Source organism: Pseudomonas lurida (genome assembly GCF_002563895.1).
GTDB classification, from domain to species: domain Bacteria; phylum Pseudomonadota; class Gammaproteobacteria; order Pseudomonadales; family Pseudomonadaceae; genus Aquipseudomonas; species Aquipseudomonas lurida.
The window spans coordinates 4767303-4782746 of the sequence record NZ_PDJB01000001.1 but is presented as its reverse complement, the minus strand read 5'-3'; the positions used below and the strand labels follow the sequence as shown (position 1 = coordinate 4782746).

At 60.7% G+C, this 15444-nt stretch carries 13 protein-coding genes; 11 read left to right on the top strand and 2 right to left on the bottom strand.

Going from position 1 to position 15444, the window contains the following annotated elements; translation table 11 throughout:
- The first annotated feature begins 3 nt into the window (after positions 1–3).
- The 4 genes from ATH90_RS21625 (at position 4) to ATH90_RS21610 (ending at position 4457) form a co-directional block, all read left to right on the top strand.
- A complete protein-coding gene (locus tag ATH90_RS21625) occupies positions 4–984 on the top strand; it encodes a substrate-binding domain-containing protein (protein WP_069078064.1) in 981 nt (326 codons plus the stop codon).
- The gene (gene araG, locus ATH90_RS21620; protein ID WP_098467230.1) at positions 981–2480 is read left to right on the top strand and encodes an L-arabinose ABC transporter ATP-binding protein AraG; all 1500 of its coding nucleotides are present in this window, start codon (positions 981–983) and stop codon (positions 2478–2480) included. Before ATH90_RS21625 ends, araG begins: the two co-directional genes overlap by 4 nt.
- Before the next feature lie 17 nt (positions 2481–2497).
- Entirely contained in the window at positions 2498–3463 is a 966-nt protein-coding gene (araH, locus tag ATH90_RS21615) for an L-arabinose ABC transporter permease AraH (protein WP_028617559.1), read from the top strand.
- Positions 3464–3653: 190 nt separating this feature from the next.
- Positions 3654–4457 (top strand): IclR family transcriptional regulator, encoded by an 804-nt coding sequence (locus ATH90_RS21610; protein ID WP_034108310.1) that lies wholly within the window; start codon positions 3654–3656, stop codon positions 4455–4457.
- On the opposite strand, the gene ATH90_RS21605 is transcribed toward ATH90_RS21610, so the two are convergent.
- Positions 4458–5510 (bottom strand): NAD(P)-dependent alcohol dehydrogenase, encoded by a 1053-nt coding sequence (locus tag ATH90_RS21605; RefSeq protein WP_034108307.1) that lies wholly within the window; start codon positions 5508–5510, stop codon positions 4458–4460. It lies immediately after the preceding gene.
- 224 nt (positions 5511–5734) lie between these two features.
- Here ATH90_RS21605 and ATH90_RS21600 point away from each other — a divergent pair, with 224 nt between their 5' ends.
- A complete protein-coding gene (locus ATH90_RS21600) occupies positions 5735–6628 on the top strand; it encodes an AraC family transcriptional regulator (protein ID WP_098467229.1) in 894 nt (297 codons plus the stop codon).
- A 231-nt stretch (positions 6629–6859) separates the two neighbouring features.
- On the top strand, positions 6860–9268 hold the full coding sequence (locus ATH90_RS29485) for an OspG family effector kinase (protein WP_478212371.1): 2409 nt from the start codon (positions 6860–6862) through the stop codon (positions 9266–9268).
- A 136-nt stretch (positions 9269–9404) separates the two neighbouring features.
- Here ATH90_RS29485 and ATH90_RS21590 read toward each other — a convergent pair whose 3' ends face one another.
- On the bottom strand, positions 9405–11069 hold the full coding sequence (locus ATH90_RS21590; RefSeq protein WP_034108303.1) for an electron transfer flavoprotein-ubiquinone oxidoreductase: 1665 nt from the start codon (positions 11067–11069) through the stop codon (positions 9405–9407).
- A 523-nt stretch (positions 11070–11592) separates the two neighbouring features.
- On the opposite strand from ATH90_RS21590, the gene ATH90_RS21585 reads away from it, so the two are divergent.
- The 5 genes from ATH90_RS21585 to ATH90_RS21565 all read left to right on the top strand — a co-directional run bounded on the left by ATH90_RS21585 (position 11593) and on the right by ATH90_RS21565 (position 15347).
- The gene (locus tag ATH90_RS21585) at positions 11593–12342 is read left to right on the top strand and encodes an electron transfer flavoprotein subunit beta/FixA family protein (RefSeq protein ID WP_024076934.1); all 750 of its coding nucleotides are present in this window, start codon (positions 11593–11595) and stop codon (positions 12340–12342) included.
- 2 nt (positions 12343–12344) lie between these two features.
- Positions 12345–13274, top strand: a complete 930-nt coding sequence (locus tag ATH90_RS21580; protein ID WP_034108301.1) for an electron transfer flavoprotein subunit alpha/FixB family protein — start codon at positions 12345–12347, stop codon at positions 13272–13274.
- A gap of 73 nt (positions 13275–13347) precedes the next feature.
- Positions 13348–14163: a substrate-binding periplasmic protein gene (locus ATH90_RS21575; protein ID WP_034108300.1), complete on the top strand. Its 816-nt coding sequence runs from the start codon at positions 13348–13350 to the stop codon at positions 14161–14163.
- A gap of 9 nt (positions 14164–14172) precedes the next feature.
- On the top strand, positions 14173–14535 hold the full coding sequence (locus ATH90_RS21570; protein ID WP_034108298.1) for a DUF4398 domain-containing protein: 363 nt from the start codon (positions 14173–14175) through the stop codon (positions 14533–14535).
- Complete coding sequence (locus ATH90_RS21565; RefSeq protein ID WP_098467228.1) at positions 14532–15347, top strand: OmpA family protein; 816 nt, start codon at positions 14532–14534, stop codon at positions 15345–15347. The genes ATH90_RS21570 and ATH90_RS21565 overlap by 4 nt, the downstream gene beginning before the upstream one ends.
- Positions 15348–15444: the final 97 nt, after the last annotated feature.

Below are 15444 nucleotides of genomic sequence, written 5' to 3'. Positions count from 1 at the left end.
TTCATGTTCAAGAAGACACTCGGCACCCTGGCCCTCGCCGTGGCGTTCAGCGGGTTTGTATCTGCCGAAGAAGTAAAGATCGGTTTCCTGGTCAAACAGGCCGAAGAACCCTGGTTCCAGACTGAATGGGCCTTCGCCGAGAAAGCCGGCAAGGACCAGGGCTTCACCGTGATCAAGATCGCCGTGCCTGACGGCGAAAAAACCTTGTCCGCTATCGACACCCTCGCGGCCAACGGCGCTAAGGGTTTCGTGATCTGCCCGCCGGACGTGTCCCTCGGCCCTGCGATCATGGCCAAGGCCAAGCTCAATAACCTGAAAGTGCTGGCGGTGGACGATCGCTTTGTCGACGCCAAGGGCAAACCCATGGAAGACGTGCCCTACGTCGGCCTCGACGCCTATAAGATCGGCCAGAAACAAGGCGAAGCCATGGCTACCGAAGCCAAGCGTCGCAATTGGGACTGGAAAGAAACCTACGCGGTCATCAACACCTTCGACGAGCTGGAAACCGGCAAGAAACGCACCGATGGTTCTGTCGAAGGCCTCAAGGCCGCCGGCTTGCCTGCTGACCATATTCTGTTCAGCGCGCAGAAAACCCTCGATGTACCGGGCAGCATGGATTCCACCAACTCGGCCCTGGTGAAGCTGCCCAGCGGCGCGAAAAACCTGATCATCGGCGGCATGAACGACAGCACCGTACTGGGCGGCGTGCGCGCCACCGAAAGCGCCGGCTTCAAGGCCGACCATGTGATTGGTGTAGGCATCAATGGCACGGACGCGATCGAAGAATTGAAGAAATCCGACACCGGCTTCTACGGCTCGATGCTGTTGAGCCCTGACGCGTCGGGCTACAAGACCGCCAGCGCGATGTTCGAGTGGGTCACCAAAGGCACCGAGCCCGCCAAGTTCACCGCCCTGGACAACGTGACCCTGATCACCCGCACCAACTTCAAGGAAGAGTTGAGCAAAATAGGGCTGTGGAAATGAGCGGCGCGGCCCTGCGCTTCAACGGCATCGGCAAGGAATTTCCCGGTGTGAAAGCCCTGGCGCAGATCAGCTTTGAAGCGCGGCCGCGCGAGGTGCACGCGTTGATGGGCGAGAACGGCGCGGGCAAGTCGACGCTGCTTAAAATCCTTGGCGGCGCCTACCTGCCCAGCAGCGGTTCGCTGCAGATCGGCGAGCAGACCATGGACTTCAAGTCTGCCGCCGACAGCATTGCCAGCGGCGTGGCGGTGATCCACCAGGAGCTGCATCTGGTGCCCGAAATGACCGTGGCCGAGAACCTGTTCCTAGGGCATTTGCCGACACGCTTCGGTGTGGTCAACCGCCGCCAGTTGCGCAAACAGGCACTGGCCTGCCTCAAGGGGCTGGCGGATGAAATCGACCCGGAGGAAAAGCTCGGGCGCCTGTCCCTGGGGCAGCGCCAACTGGTGGAAATCGCCAAGGCGTTGTCCCGTGGCGCGCATGTGATTGCGTTTGACGAGCCCACCAGCAGCCTCTCTGCGCGGGAGATCGACCGCTTGATGGCGATCATCACGCGCCTGCGCGACGAGGGCAAAGTGGTGCTCTACGTGTCCCACCGCATGGAGGAGGTGTTCCGCATCTGCAACGCCGTGACGGTGTTCAAGGACGGCCGCTACGTGCGCACCTTCGACGACATGAGTGCGTTGACCCATGACCAGTTGGTGACGTGCATGGTCGGCCGCGATATCCAGGACATCTACGACTACCGCCCGCGTGAACAGGGCGAAGTGGCGCTGAAGGTCGAGGGGCTGCTGGGGCCGGGCCTGCGTGAGCCGGTCAGCCTGAGCGTGCACAAGGGCGAGGTCCTTGGCCTGTTCGGACTGGTCGGCGCGGGACGCACGGAGCTGTTCCGGCTGCTGAGCGGCTTGACCCGCAGCACTGCGGGAAGCCTTGCACTCTGCGGGCAAACACTGCAGCTGCATTCACCGCGCGATGCCATCGCTGCCGGCGTACTGCTGTGCCCGGAAGACCGCAAGAAGGAAGGCATCATTCCGCTGTCCAGCGTGGCTGAGAATATCAATATCAGTGCGCGCGGTGCCCATTCCAGGTTCGGTTGGCTGCTGCGCGACGGCTGGGAAAAGCACAACGCCGACCAGCAGATCAAAGCCATGAAGGTCAAGACGCCGAACGCCGAACAGAAAATCATGTACCTGTCCGGTGGCAATCAGCAGAAGGCCATTCTCGGCCGCTGGCTGTCGATGCCGATGAAGGTGTTGCTGTTGGACGAACCCACCCGTGGCATCGATATCGGCGCCAAGTCGGAGATCTACCAGATCATCCATAACCTGGCGGCCAGTGGTATTGCGGTGATTGTGGTGTCCAGCGACCTGATGGAAGTGATGGGCATCGCCGACCGCATCCTGGTGATGAGCGAAGGCGCCCTGACCGGCGAACTCACCCGCGACCAAGCGGACGAAGCACGGCTGTTGCAACTGGCTCTCCCGCGCTCGCGGGCTTGAAGAATCCGAGGTGAAAGATGTCTGAGGTAAAAACTGCAAAGGGCTTCTGGCCGGGTTTCAACCAGCGCAAGTTCCTCGATGATTGGGTGATGCTGCTCGCGGCATTGAGCATCTTTGTGCTGAGCGCCTTGTTTATCGATAACTTCCTCTCACCGCTGAATATGCGTGGGTTGGGCCTGGCGATTTCCACCGTGGGCATCGCGGCGTGCACCATGTTGTTCTGCCTGGCCTCCGGGCACTTCGACTTGTCGGTCGGTTCGGTGATCGCCTGTGCCGGCGTGGTGGCGGGGATCGTGATCCGCGACACCGACAGCGTGGTACTCGGTGTGTCGGCGGCGTTGGCCATGGGCCTGGTGGTGGGGCTGATCAACGGCATTGTCATCGCCAAGCTGCGCATTAACGCATTGATCGCAACGTTGGCGACCATGCAGATCGTGCGCGGCTTGGCCTACATCTTCTCCAACGGCAAGGCCGTCGGCGTGATGGATGAAGGTTTCTTTGTGTTCGGCAACGGCCAACTGATGGGCGTGCCGGTGCCGATCATCATCACCGTGTTGTGCTTTGTGTTTTTTGGCTGGCTGCTCAACTACACCACCTATGGGCGCAACACCATGGCCATCGGTGGTAACCAGGAAGCCGCGCTGCTGGCCGGGGTTAACGTCGATCGCACCAAGATCATCATCTTTGCCGTGCATGGCCTGATCGGCGCCTTGGCCGGGGTGATCCTCGCTTCGCGCATGACCTCGGGCCAGCCGATGATTGGCCAGGGCTTTGAGCTCACAGTGATCTCGGCATGCGTGTTGGGCGGGGTGTCGCTCAGTGGCGGCATCGGCATGATCCGCCATGTGATTGCCGGGGTGTTGATCCTGGCGATCATCGAGAATGCGATGAACCTGAAGAACATCGATACCTTTTACCAGTACGTGATCAGGGGTTCGATCCTGTTGCTGGCCGTGATCATCGACCGCATGAAACAGCGTTAGAAACTCGGTCTAGACAACACAGAAAATCCAGTGTGGGAGCGGGCTTGCTCGCGAATGCGGTGTGTCAGTCAATACACCTGTTTCTGACACACCGCATTCGCGAGCAAGCCCGCTCCCACATTAGGATCTTCGCTGTGCTGACGTCCGGCATTTGCCATAATGCCCCCGCTTTCACACGAATAGGCCCGATATGCAGGAAAACGCCCACACCCCCGTCAAAGAAACCGCCCCCACCGGCACCCAGACCCTGCTGCGTGGCCTGGGCGTGGTGCAGGCGGTGGCGGCCGGTGCGCGCGATCTGAAAGAGATCGCCAAGCGCATCGGCACCACCCGCAGCACCACCCACCGCCTGGCCAGTTGCCTGGTGGAAGAGCGTTACCTGCGCGTGGTGCCGCAGGTCGGTTACCTGCTGGGGCCGAAGTTGATCGAACTGGGTTTCCAGGCGCGGGAAGAGCTGCCGCTGGTGACCTTGGCCATTCCGTATCTGGATGAGTTGTCGGCGCTTACCGGTGACACCATCCACCTGGCCATTCGCGAATACGACGACGTGCTTTACCTGCACAAGAACCCTGGCCGTAATGGCCCGGAAATGCGCTCGCGGGTCGGCCATCGCATGCCGCTGGCGCGCACCGGTATCGGCAAGGCACTGTTGCTGGATGACACCGCGCAGGAGTGGCAGCGCCTGTACGAAGTCAGCTTGCCGGTGGGTGGGAAAAACCTGCAATGGCCGCAGCACCCGGAGCAATCCTGGGCGCAGTTCGAGCAGCGCATGCGCGAGTATGTCGAAGGCGGCTATGCGTTCGATCTGGAAGACAACGAACCGTCGATCCGCTGCGTGGCGGCACCGGTGCGCGATGCCAGCCGGCGCATTGTCGCCGGCATCAGCATCGCCAGTACCGTGCCCTACATGCCGCTGGAGAAGATGGCCGAGCTGATCCCTGTGGTCAAACAGGTCGCAGCAAGGCTTTCAGCGGAGTTGGGCGCGAAGGCTTGATCAGGCCTTCAGGGTCGCCATGTCGATGACAAAGCGGTACTTCACATCACCGGCGATCATGCGGCTGTAGGCTTCGTTGATGTTGCGGATGTCGAGCATTTCGATGTCGCAGCTGATGCCGTGCTCGGCGCAGAAATCCAGGACTTCCTGGGTTTCGGCAATGCCGCCGATCAAGGAGCCGGCCAGGACTTTGCGGCCCATGATCAGCTTGGCGGCGTTGACCGGTGGGTCGACCGGCTCGATCAGGCCGACCAGGATATGCACACCGTCAAAGCGCAGCACGTCGAGGTAGGGGTTCAGGTCGTGCTGCACCGGGATGGTGTCCAGCAGGAAGTCGAAGTGCCCGGCGGCGGCTTTCATCTGCTCGGCGTCGGTGGACACGATCACGTGATCGGCGCCCTGGCGACGGCCTTCTTCGGCCTTGCTCGCGGAGCGGGTGAACAAGGTGACTTGCGCGCCGATCGCCTTGGCCAGCTTGATGCCCATATGGCCCAGGCCGCCCATGCCCAATACGCCCACCTTGTCGCCGGCCTTGATGCCGTAGTGTTTGATCGGCGAGTACATGGTGACACCGGCGCACAGGATCGGCGCGGCGCTGGCCAAGTCGAGCCTGGCCGGGATCTTCACCACAAAGTGCTCGCTGACTACGATGCTGTCCGAGTAGCCGCCCATGGTGTTGCTGCCGTCTACGCGGTCCGGGGTGGCGTAGGTCATGGTCGGGCCTTCGAGGCAGTATTGTTCCAGGTCCGATTTGCACGCGTCGCAGTGACGGCACGAATCAACCATGCAGCCCACGCCGACCAGGTCGCCGACTTTGTGCGCAGTGACGTTGGCGCCGACGGCGGTGACCTTGCCGACGATCTCGTGGCCTGGCATCAGCGGGTACACGGCGATACCCCATTCGTTGCGGGCCTGGTGGATATCGGAGTGGCACACGCCGCAGTAAAGGATCTCGATGGCCACGTCATCGACGCGCGGGCTGCGGCGCTGGAACGACATGGGGGCGAGGGGAGTGGTGGCCGACTGGGCGGCATAGCCGATGGCGGTGTACATGGGGAAACCTCGCAAAAGCTTGGACTGGAGAGGTGGCGCATTCTGCGCGCCGACCCAGGGAGCGACCATGGCAAATGCTCCGAGTCTCATGCCTAAAGCTCCGGAGGCGCAGCTAAAAGCGGCAAGCTACAAGCGGCAAGCTATAAACTGCGGGCTTTCTTGCAGCGTGTGGCGTGAAGCCAGCTAGCCTGCACCAAGACGTGATTTTTCCGAGAGCCGCTTTTATGTTGTTGACCCGCCATCTCGATGCCAACGCCACGCTGGTTGCCTTGATTGAGGGGCTTACGCCCCGCGACGGTTTTTCGCCCACCCACCTCCCGGGCGTGCAGGTACTGCGCGCCAGCTGTGACGTAGCGCGCGGGCCGCAGATCTATGAGCCGAGCCTGATGTTCGTGGCCCAGGGCAGCAAGGTTGCCTACCTGGGCCCGCGTACGCTGGAGTATGGCGCCGGCCACTACCTGATCCAGGCGATGCCGGTGCCGTTCGAGTGCGAAACGTTTGCCATGGCCCCGAACGCGCCGCTGCTGGGCGTGACGGTGGGTATCGATCGTGTCGTGCTGGGCGAATTGGTGATGGCCATGGGTATTCAGGCCGGGCCGCCGCCGACGGCGCAGACGCTTGAGTCGATGAGCTCGGTGGTGCTCGATGATGCCATGCGTGGTTGCGTCGAACGGCTGTTGCAGTGCCTGCACGATCCGCTGGAAAGCCGGATCATGGGCCCGGCGCGGGTGCGGGAATTGCTCTTCACCGCGTTGCGTGGGCCACAAGCCGATGTGCTGCGTGCATTGGTGGAACAGCAGGGACAGTTTTCACGGATCGCCACGTCGTTGAATCACCTGCATGCCCACTACGCCGAGCCGTTGAATATCGAGACGTTGGCGGGGTATGCGCACATGAGTGCGTCGACGTTCCATGAGCACTTCAAGCGCTGCACACTGTTGTCGCCGGTGCAGTACCTGAAGCGTTTGCGCTTGCTCAAGGCCCAGCAATTGCTGCTGGTGGAAGGCATGGGCGTGGCGCAGGCCGCGCACAATGTGGGGTATCAGAGTACGTCGCAGTTCAGTCGCGAGTACAAGCGCTACTTCGAGCGCAACCCCGGCGAGGAACGCGCCGCGTAACCAGCTGTTGCGCGCCCTGAGTCCTGAGGGCCGAACCGCTTTTGCAATACTTGATGACCGGATTGTCTGGGTCGCAGGGGAACTGCTCCCGGCCCCTTCTGCACACAGATCGTCTCAGGCATGTCAGTGCCTGCCATCTCAGGAAGGTCTCAAGTGAACGCTCTGTCATTGCTCCAATCAAGTCCCCCAGGTATCCAGCGCGCCATACCCGATCAAGATTCTGGCGCGCGCATGGCGGTGCCTGGACGTCCAACCTCGGCAACAGGTCGGGCTATTTCCCCGAACGATGTGGCCGGTGGTGAGCGCCAGGGGCCGACATCGCCCTCCACCCCTGATCATGAGCTTGATGTGGCCAGGACCGTTATTTACGGGGCCGTCACGCCTTCATCGCCCACGGCCAGTTATACCCCTCAAGAGCGGATGCAGCGCATCGACGCTTATGCTGGCCGCGTAGTGGCGCAGATCCAACACATAGAAAGCACTCGCGAAGGCGAAAGCAACATCCGATTCCAGAAGGTTCGCCCGTTCCTGGAGCCTGCGGGTTACTTCAGCGCTGGCTTATTGGCGGCAGGGTTAGACCCGCACGAAAAAATCACCGTGACATTCAGCACTTACACCGGGGTTGGGAGACCGGACCACCTGACGGGCACTGACAAGCGCAGCTACCTTGCCTGGGAAATTGCAGCGGGTAGCCTGGAGCACGATAAAGTGCAGCGAGGCGGCCCGGTCAATTTCAGGTTCATGGAGATCGAGCAGCAAGATTCAAGCAAGGTGGGCGATCTGGAATCCCTTGGCAGACACCTGCAAGATCACTGGGAACATGAAATCGCCGTGCCCATGCGCGACGCGTCCGGAGTATTGGCGCAGCGCTCCGGCAAGTCAGATGCCTATGTGGTGCGAGGAACGTTGCAGAGCGTGGTGAGTAACAAGGACAGTTTCGAGGCGCTGAGTCTTGAAGCCCAAGGTGCACTCAAGCGTACGTTACAGCGAGATGGCCAGGTCATTATTCCCAATCTCTATGGCTACCCCTTGGCAGGGTACGCATTCATTCCTTATGCCCCCCATGACGGAAACTATCGTCACCGGCCCAATAAGGGCGTGATGATCGACTTGAAGAACGGTGCTGTCCACGAAGTACGGGACGATCAGGACTTTGCCCGTTGGGCTGCAAACAACCGTGATCATTTGCTGCGTAGTTTCAACGCCAGCGACAGGCAAGGTGGTAAGGATGCCCACTGGCCAAAAGCGGGGGATGTGCTCGACAACTTGATTGCAGGCAATCGTGCCACCTACCCGGGCTATCAAAATCTGGTCAAGGATAAGGCTGTCCCGGTCCGCGAGACGTTTAATTACACCGGGTCACGTGGTGGCGATTATCAGTTGAAATACGGCAACCTGGGTGGCGGTATTGCCGCCCACTACCAGGCAGTGAACGCCAAGAGCGCGGTATGGGCCGACCAGACTGAGGTCTTTGGTTCCTCGCAGCAACACTGGAAGGCTGCGAAAGCGTTATGGGGCGATACCTTCGGTTACGTACCCATCATCGGCAACACGGGCACGCTCGTCTTTGGTGTCCATGACTCTCTCTATGGCATGACGGTGGACGACCGCGTCGGCGGCAGTGCCGCCGCCGTCATATCCGGCCTGCAACTGGCACACGAAATTGCCCCGGTAGCGGCAGAGGCCGGGTTGGGTGGGATCGATAACGCTATTGGCCCCAACCTGGGCCGCCCGCACTACACGTGGACATACAACGAGCAGACCCAGGATCTTGCGTTGGTGCGCGCGCCCGCGGTGCCGAAAACCAATCATGAAGCACCGCGGGATACGGTGCTGGCGCCTCCCGCCAATCCCGTTGCGCACATCCCCTCAGCCTTTCCCGGCATGCGAGAAGTGACGTACAGGGGCAAGCAGTATTTCGCCGCCGAAACGCCCGATGCCGGGGATGGATTGCATTATTTGCTGCGCCTGCGTGACCCCGATAATCCCTCTGAATTGCTCAGCAGTGGAAAGATCGCCCACCCCGATGCCCAAGGGGTGTGGAGACCCCGAGGAGTCGTTGGTGGGAACGTGGATGACTTGGCCGAGCGGTTGATAGAGCCCATCGGGTTTGGTTCCCGTGCGATGGTGTACATCGACCCGGACGATGCGAACTATGTGATCAAAGTGACCTTTCCTCTTCCGGCGGCTCAGCGAGTGACTGAACTCAACAACGAGGTGGCATTATTTAATCAATATTATGGCGAGCAGCGTGCGACGTTTCTGGGGAGTAACGCGGCTGACACGGTTTCCTACATACGGATGCCCAGGATGCCAGGCGAAACGCTTGAAGATTTGATGGCAGGAGGTAATGCGTTGCCCGACGCCGTCTCAGGCAGCTTATTGAATATGTTAGCCGAGCTGGAAAATGCCGGTATTGTTCACAATGACCTGGCCGCCAGGAATATTCTTTATGACGCAGCCACCCAGAAATGTTTTCCCGTGGATTTTGGGGCGGCGAAGTTTGCTGCAAGCACTGCGGTGCGGTCCAGTGACCGTTCGGGTATTTGGCGCCTGAGGGAGCAGATCCGCCCTGATGGGCAGTCTTTTGAGGAAATGATCGAGGTGCTGGAGTCGCTGAAGACCAACGCGATCCAGTGAGCGGTGGGCGTGTATCTGGACCCTGAACGGCGGTCATGATCGCCGCCGCTTGCCCCGTCGAATCGCCGGGCTGCCTTGAACGGCAGCCGGTGATTCGGCAGGACGATGAGGGCCACAACCAATAATCGATGCCGCCTTACATATTCGGGTAAGTCGGCCCGCCCGCGCCTTCTGGCGTGACCCAGGTGATGTTCTGCGAAGGGTCCTTGATGTCACAGGTCTTGCAGTGCACGCAGTTCTGGGCGTTGATCTGGAAGCGCTTCGCGCCGTCTTCCTGAGTGATCACTTCATACACGCCGGCCGGGCAGTAGCGCTGCGCCGGTTCATCGTAGAGCGGCAGGTTGGTGCCGATCGGGATGCTCGCGTCTTTCAACTTCAAGTGGCACGGTTGCTCTTCTTCGTGGTTGGTACCGGAGATGAACACCGAGCTCAACTTGTCGAAGCTCAGCTTGCCGTCGGGTTTGGGGTAATCGATCTTCTTGCTGTCTTTCGCCAGCTTGAGGCAGGCGTAGTCCGGCTTGGTGTCATGCAGGGTGAACGGCATCTTGCCGCCCATGATGTTCTGGTCGAACCAGTTGAAGCCAGCGCCGATGATCGGGCCGAACTTGTGCATCGCCGGGCCGAAGTTACGGCTGGCAAACAGTTCTTCGTAGAGCCAGCTGGACTTGAAGCTGTCGACGTAAGCGGTCAGTTCATCACCGCCTTCGGACTCGGCAAACAGACGGTCGGCCACGGCGTCGGCGGCGAGCATGCCGGACTTCATCGCGGTGTGGCTGCCCTTGATCTTGGCGAAGTTCAGGGTGCCAAGGTCGCAACCGATCAGCGCGCCGCCTTTGAAGACCATCTTGGGCAACGAGTTCAGGCCGCCTTTGCAGATGGCACGGGCGCCGTAGCTGATGCGCTTGCCGCCTTCGAGGTACTGGGCCAGCACCGGGTGGTGCTTGAGGCGCTGGAACTCATCGAACGGCGACAGGAAGGTGTTGCTGTAGGACAGGTCCACGATCAGGCCGACCACCACCTGGTTGTTTTCCAGGTGATAGAGGAACGAACCACCGGTGTTCTCGGCGCTCATGATGTCCAGCGGCCAACCGGCGGTGTGTACCACCAGGCCTGGCTGGTGCTTGGCCGGGTCGATTTCCCAGATTTCCTTCAGGCCGATGCCGTAGTGCTGGGCGTCGGCGTCGCTGTCCAGGTTGAAACGCTGGATCAGTTGTTTGCCGATATGCCCGCGGCACCCTTCGGCGAACAGCGTGTATTTGCCACGCAGTTCCATGCCCGGGGTGTAGACGCCTTCTTTTGGATGGCCTTCGCGGTCAACGCCAAGGTCACCGGTGATGATCCCGCGCACCACGCCGTTTTCGTCGAACAGCGCTTCCTGGGCGGCGAAGCCTGGGTAGACTTCCACGCCGAGGTTCTCGGCCTGCTGGGCGAGCCAGCGGCACAGGTTACCGAGGGAAATAATGTAGTTGCCTTCGTTGTGCATGGTCTTGGGCACAAAGAAGTCGGGCACCTTGGTGGAGGCTTCCGGGCTGCGCAGTACATAGATGTCATCGCGCACCACGGGGGTGTTGAGCGGGGCGCCGAGTTCTTTCCAGTCCGGGAACAGTTCGTTCAGGGCGCGTGGTTCGAACACGGCACCGGACAGGATATGCGCGCCGACTTCGGAGCCTTTCTCGACCACGCAGACGCTGATTTCCTTACCGGCTTCGGCGGCCTTCTGCTTCAGTCGGCAGGCGGCAGACAGTCCCGCCGGGCCAGCGCCGACGATGACCACGTCGAATTCCATGTATTCGCGTTCCACAGGCTATCTCCTACTCAAGGCTCAACAGGCTTTTTTTTCTAATGGGTGGAGGTTCGGTGTCGTGTCCATCATCACTGTGCCAAATGGCAGGGGATGACCCACCTTTCTCTCTAGGTGGCGCATTATATCTACACCACTGTCAGCGTCCAATACAAACGTTTGTTTGAATTGCCCGCAGGCTAGGTAAATCAAAGAGGCGCGGCTTATGACTGGCTATTTTGCCGTATTGACCAGAATAGGTGTTCCGGTCAATATACGGTCGGTTTTGCGCTTACCGTAGGCAGACAGCAGGTTTCAAGAGCACGTCCAAAAGCAAGACAGGTGACGCGTGCCCAAACAATGGCGCGCAGTTTACACGCTGCGATAAAGAATGACCTCTCAGTCACCACTGACGAACGGTCGTCATTTCCCGTGAGCAAGGTCATCCGCCGACGTTTTTGGAGGTGCCCTTGTGTGCCGATGAGCATCAACCGCCAGGTTCGCCTAGGCGACTTTCTTTTCACCGGAGAGTAACGAGGAATCCATGAAGGTTCTTGTAGCTGTCAAACGCGTTGTCGATTACAACGTGAAAGTTCGCGTCAAGGCGGACAATTCCGGCGTCGACCTCGCTAACGTCAAGATGTCGATGAACCCTTTCTGCGAAATCGCCGTGGAAGAAGCCGTACGCCTGAAAGAGAAAGGCGTGGCGACTGAAATCGTCGTGGTTTCCATCGGCCCTACCACGGCTCAAGAGCAGCTGCGTACCGCGCTGGCGCTCGGCGCCGACCGCGCTATCCTGGTCGAGTCCGCTGAAGAGCTGACCTCCCTGGCCGTGGCCAAGCTGCTCAAAGCTGTTGTCGACAAGGAACAGCCTCAGCTGGTGATCCTCGGCAAACAAGCCATCGACAGCGACAACAACCAGACTGGCCAAATGTTGGCTGCGCTGACCGGTTACGGCCAGGGCACCTTCGCTTCCAAGGTCGAAGTGAGCGGCGACAGCGTAGCTGTTACCCGTGAAATCGACGGCGGCGCGCAGACGGTTTCCCTGAAACTGCCGGCCATCGTGACCACTGACCTGCGTTTGAACGAGCCGCGCTACGCGTCCCTGCCAAACATCATGAAAGCCAAGAAGAAGCCTCTCGAAGTGCTGACTCCGGATGCTTTGGGCGTTTCCACCGCCTCCACCAACAAGACCGTCAAGGTTGAAGCACCGGCTGCTCGCAGCGCGGGCATCAAGGTCAAGTCGGTGGCCGAACTGGTCGAGAAACTGAAAAACGAAGCGAAGGTGATCTGATCATGGCTATCCTCGTAATCGCCGAACACGACAACAAGGTGCTGGCCCCGGCCACCCTTAACACCGTGGCCGCTGCCGCTAAAATCGGTGGTGACATCCACGTATTGGTAGCAGGTCAAGGCGCTGGCGCCGTGGCTGAAGCCGCTGCGAAAATCGCGGGCGTGAGCAAAGTCCTGAACGCTGACAACGCCGCCTATGCTCACCAGCTGCCGGAAAACGTTGCCCCGCTGGTTGCAGAGCTGGGCGCTGGCTACAGCCACATCCTGGCTGCCGCCACCTCCAACGGCAAAAACATCCTGCCACGCGTTGCCGCGCAGCTGGACGTTGACCAGATCTCCGAGATCATCTCGGTAGAAAGCGCCGACACCTTCAAGCGTCCGATCTATGCCGGTAACGCCATTGCTACCGTACAGTCCAACGCTTCGGTCAAAGTCATCACCGTACGCGCCACCGGTTTCGACCCGGTTGCTGCTGAAGGGGGTTCGGCTGCCGTTGAAGCCGTTGCGGCTGCCCATGATGCTGGCACTTCCAGCTTTGTTGGCGAAGAGCTGGCCAAGTCGGATCGTCCTGAGCTGACCGCTGCCAAGATCGTCGTTTCCGGCGGCCGCGGCATGCAGAACGGTGACAACTTCAAGCACCTGTACGCCCTGGCCGACAAGCTGGGCGCTGCGGTCGGCGCTTCCCGCGCGGCCGTCGACGCAGGCTTCGTACCCAACGACATGCAGGTCGGCCAGACCGGCAAGATCGTTGCGCCACAGCTGTACATCGCCGTCGGTATTTCCGGCGCGATCCAGCACTTGGCCGGTATGAAAGACTCCAAAGTGATCGTTGCGATCAACAAGGACGAAGAAGCGCCGATCTTCCAGGTGGCTGATTACGGCCTGGTGGCGGACTTGTTCGAAGCCGTACCTGAGTTGGAGAAGCTGGTCTAATCCAGTCGCTTCACTTATAAAGAGCCCGGTCCTTGTGACCGGGCTTTTTTTTGACTTGCTGGAGACACTTGCCATGGAACTGCGTCCCTGGACCGTACTGCTGGGCCTCACACTGCTGCCGAGCCTGTCGCTGGCCGCTGGCAAATGCGACCGCCTGGTGATCACCGGCAGCCCGGACGCTCCGCCTTTGCTCTGGCGTGACCCGCAAGACCCCACGCACCTGATCGGCGCCACCGCCGATGTGTTGCAGCAGGTGGCCAAGGACCTTGGGTTGAAAATCGACCTGCTCTACGGTGGCAAACGCGCCCTGGCCCTGGACGAAGTGCGCAGCGGGCGCATGGATATCCTGGCCGATGCGCCGCTGAACCTGGGTGAGCTGGAAACCCTCGACTACATCCACCCGGCGCTGGTGCAGCTCGACTACCTGGTGTGGACGCGCAAGGATTCAGCGCTGGCCTACACCACGGCGGCCGATCTGCACGGGCACAAAGGTGCAGTGTCGGAGCGCGCGCGCTTGAGCGCTGCCTTCGAAACCTTCGCCGGCCAGCAACTGAGCCTGCAACGCCTGCCGTCCCTGACGCCGGCATTCCAGAAGTTGCTGCTGGGGGAAGTGGACTACGTGCTGGCCGGGCGTTATTCCGGCATGGCCATGGCGCAGACGCTGGGCATGAGCAATGACCTGGTCGCCCGTGACGTGCCCATTGATCAGCCGGGCCTGTACCTGGCGATTTCCCACAACTCGGCCTGCAATGATCCGTGGTTGCGCGGACAGCTCGCCAAAAAGATGACAGAATTGCCGACGTCCGGTGTGGCGGAAACCGCGCTGCAGCGCAATCTGGAGCGCTGGAAGGCGCAATTGCAGCAACCCGTCGGCACCCCAACAAAGTAGGGATTTTCAGTGACTCTTCGACCTCTTTTCGCGGCCCTCGCCGTTGTCGCTCTGGCGGGATGTGCAGCCGATCCTGCGCCGAATGAACAAATACGCCTCACCCAGCAAGCCCTGGAGCAAGCCAATGCGGTGGGGGCCAGCGCCGATGAATCACCCGAACTGAAACTGGCCGAAGACAAATTCGCCCAAGCCAAGGCCGACATGGCCGACCAATCCTACAAGGACGCACGCATGCAGGCCGAGCAGGCCGAGCTGGACGCGCGCCTGGCCGAAGCCCAAGTGCTGACCCGCAAGAGCCAGGAACAACTGAACGTGCTCAACACCCGCATCACCCGCCTGCGCAAGCAATTGCAGTTGGGGGAAGCCCAATGAGCCCGATGATCCGTGGTTTGGGTGGTGCCGTGCTGCTGGGCACTGCGGTCTTGGGTGGTTGCGCCAGCCATCCGAGCGGCGAACAGGCCTTGCAGCAAGCGGGCAGCGACTTTCAGAAGGTCAAGGAAGACGCCAATGTGTTGCGCATTGCGCCCAAGGACGTGATCCGCGCCGGGGAGTCCCTGGCCCGCGCCGACCGTTTGTCCAGCTACTGGGGCAGCGGCGCCGACGTGGTGCATTACGCCTACCTCAGCCAGCGCTACAGCGCGATTGCCCGCGAACACACCGAGCAGGTGCTCAACGAAGAGCGCGGCGCCAAGCTCGAACTGGAGCGTCAGCGCCTGCAACTGGCCCTGCGTGAAAGCAAGTTGATCAGCGTGCAGCAACAGGGCAAATGGCTCGAAGAGCAGATTGCCAGCCTGGCCACCACCCAAACCGATCGCGGCCTGGTGATGACCCTGGGCGACGTGCTGTTCGATACCGGTGATGCCGAGCTGAAAAACTCGGCTAACCGCACCGTGCTGAAAATCGTCCAGTTCCTGCAACTGAACCCCAAACGCGTGGTTCGTATCGAGGGCTATGCCGACAACACTGGCGGCGAGCAGGAAAACCTCAAACTGTCCCGCGACCGTGCGCAGTCGGTGGCCGACGTGCTCGTGGACCTGGGGATCGACGAAAAACGCATCCAGGTTGAAGGCTACGGCGACCAGTACCCGGTCGAAGCCAATGCCTCCGAGCGGGGCAGGGCGCAGAACCGTCGGGTAGAAATCGTGTTCTCGGACGAGAAAGGCCAACTGGGCGCCGCGCGCTAACGCCTCGCTAAGATCGGATGTGGGAGGGGGCTTGCCCCCGATAGCGGCGTGCCAGCCACCGACAGGTTGACTGCACCTCCGCCATCGGGGGCAAGCC

Bases quoted from the DNA above. Each gene is read 5' to 3' on its own strand.
- ATH90_RS21625 (WP_069078064.1), top strand. From the start codon at position 4: ATGTTCAAGAAGACACTCGGCACCCTGGCCCTCGCCGTGGCGTTCAGC.
- araG (WP_098467230.1), top strand. From the start codon at position 981: ATGAGCGGCGCGGCCCTGCGCTTCAACGGCATCGGCAAGGAATTTCCC.
- araH (WP_028617559.1), top strand. From the start codon at position 2,498: ATGTCTGAGGTAAAAACTGCAAAGGGCTTCTGGCCGGGTTTCAACCAG.
- ATH90_RS21610 (WP_034108310.1), top strand. From the start codon at position 3,654: ATGCAGGAAAACGCCCACACCCCCGTCAAAGAAACCGCCCCCACCGGC.
- ATH90_RS21605 (WP_034108307.1), bottom strand. From the start codon at position 5,510: ATGTACACCGCCATCGGCTATGCCGCCCAGTCGGCCACCACTCCCCTC.
- ATH90_RS21600 (WP_098467229.1), top strand. From the start codon at position 5,735: ATGTTGTTGACCCGCCATCTCGATGCCAACGCCACGCTGGTTGCCTTG.
- ATH90_RS29485 (WP_478212371.1), top strand. From the start codon at position 6,860: ATGGCGGTGCCTGGACGTCCAACCTCGGCAACAGGTCGGGCTATTTCC.
- ATH90_RS21585 (WP_024076934.1), top strand. From the start codon at position 11,593: ATGAAGGTTCTTGTAGCTGTCAAACGCGTTGTCGATTACAACGTGAAA.
- ATH90_RS21580 (WP_034108301.1), top strand. From the start codon at position 12,345: ATGGCTATCCTCGTAATCGCCGAACACGACAACAAGGTGCTGGCCCCG.
- ATH90_RS21575 (WP_034108300.1), top strand. From the start codon at position 13,348: ATGGAACTGCGTCCCTGGACCGTACTGCTGGGCCTCACACTGCTGCCG.
- ATH90_RS21565 (WP_098467228.1), top strand. From the start codon at position 14,532: ATGAGCCCGATGATCCGTGGTTTGGGTGGTGCCGTGCTGCTGGGCACT.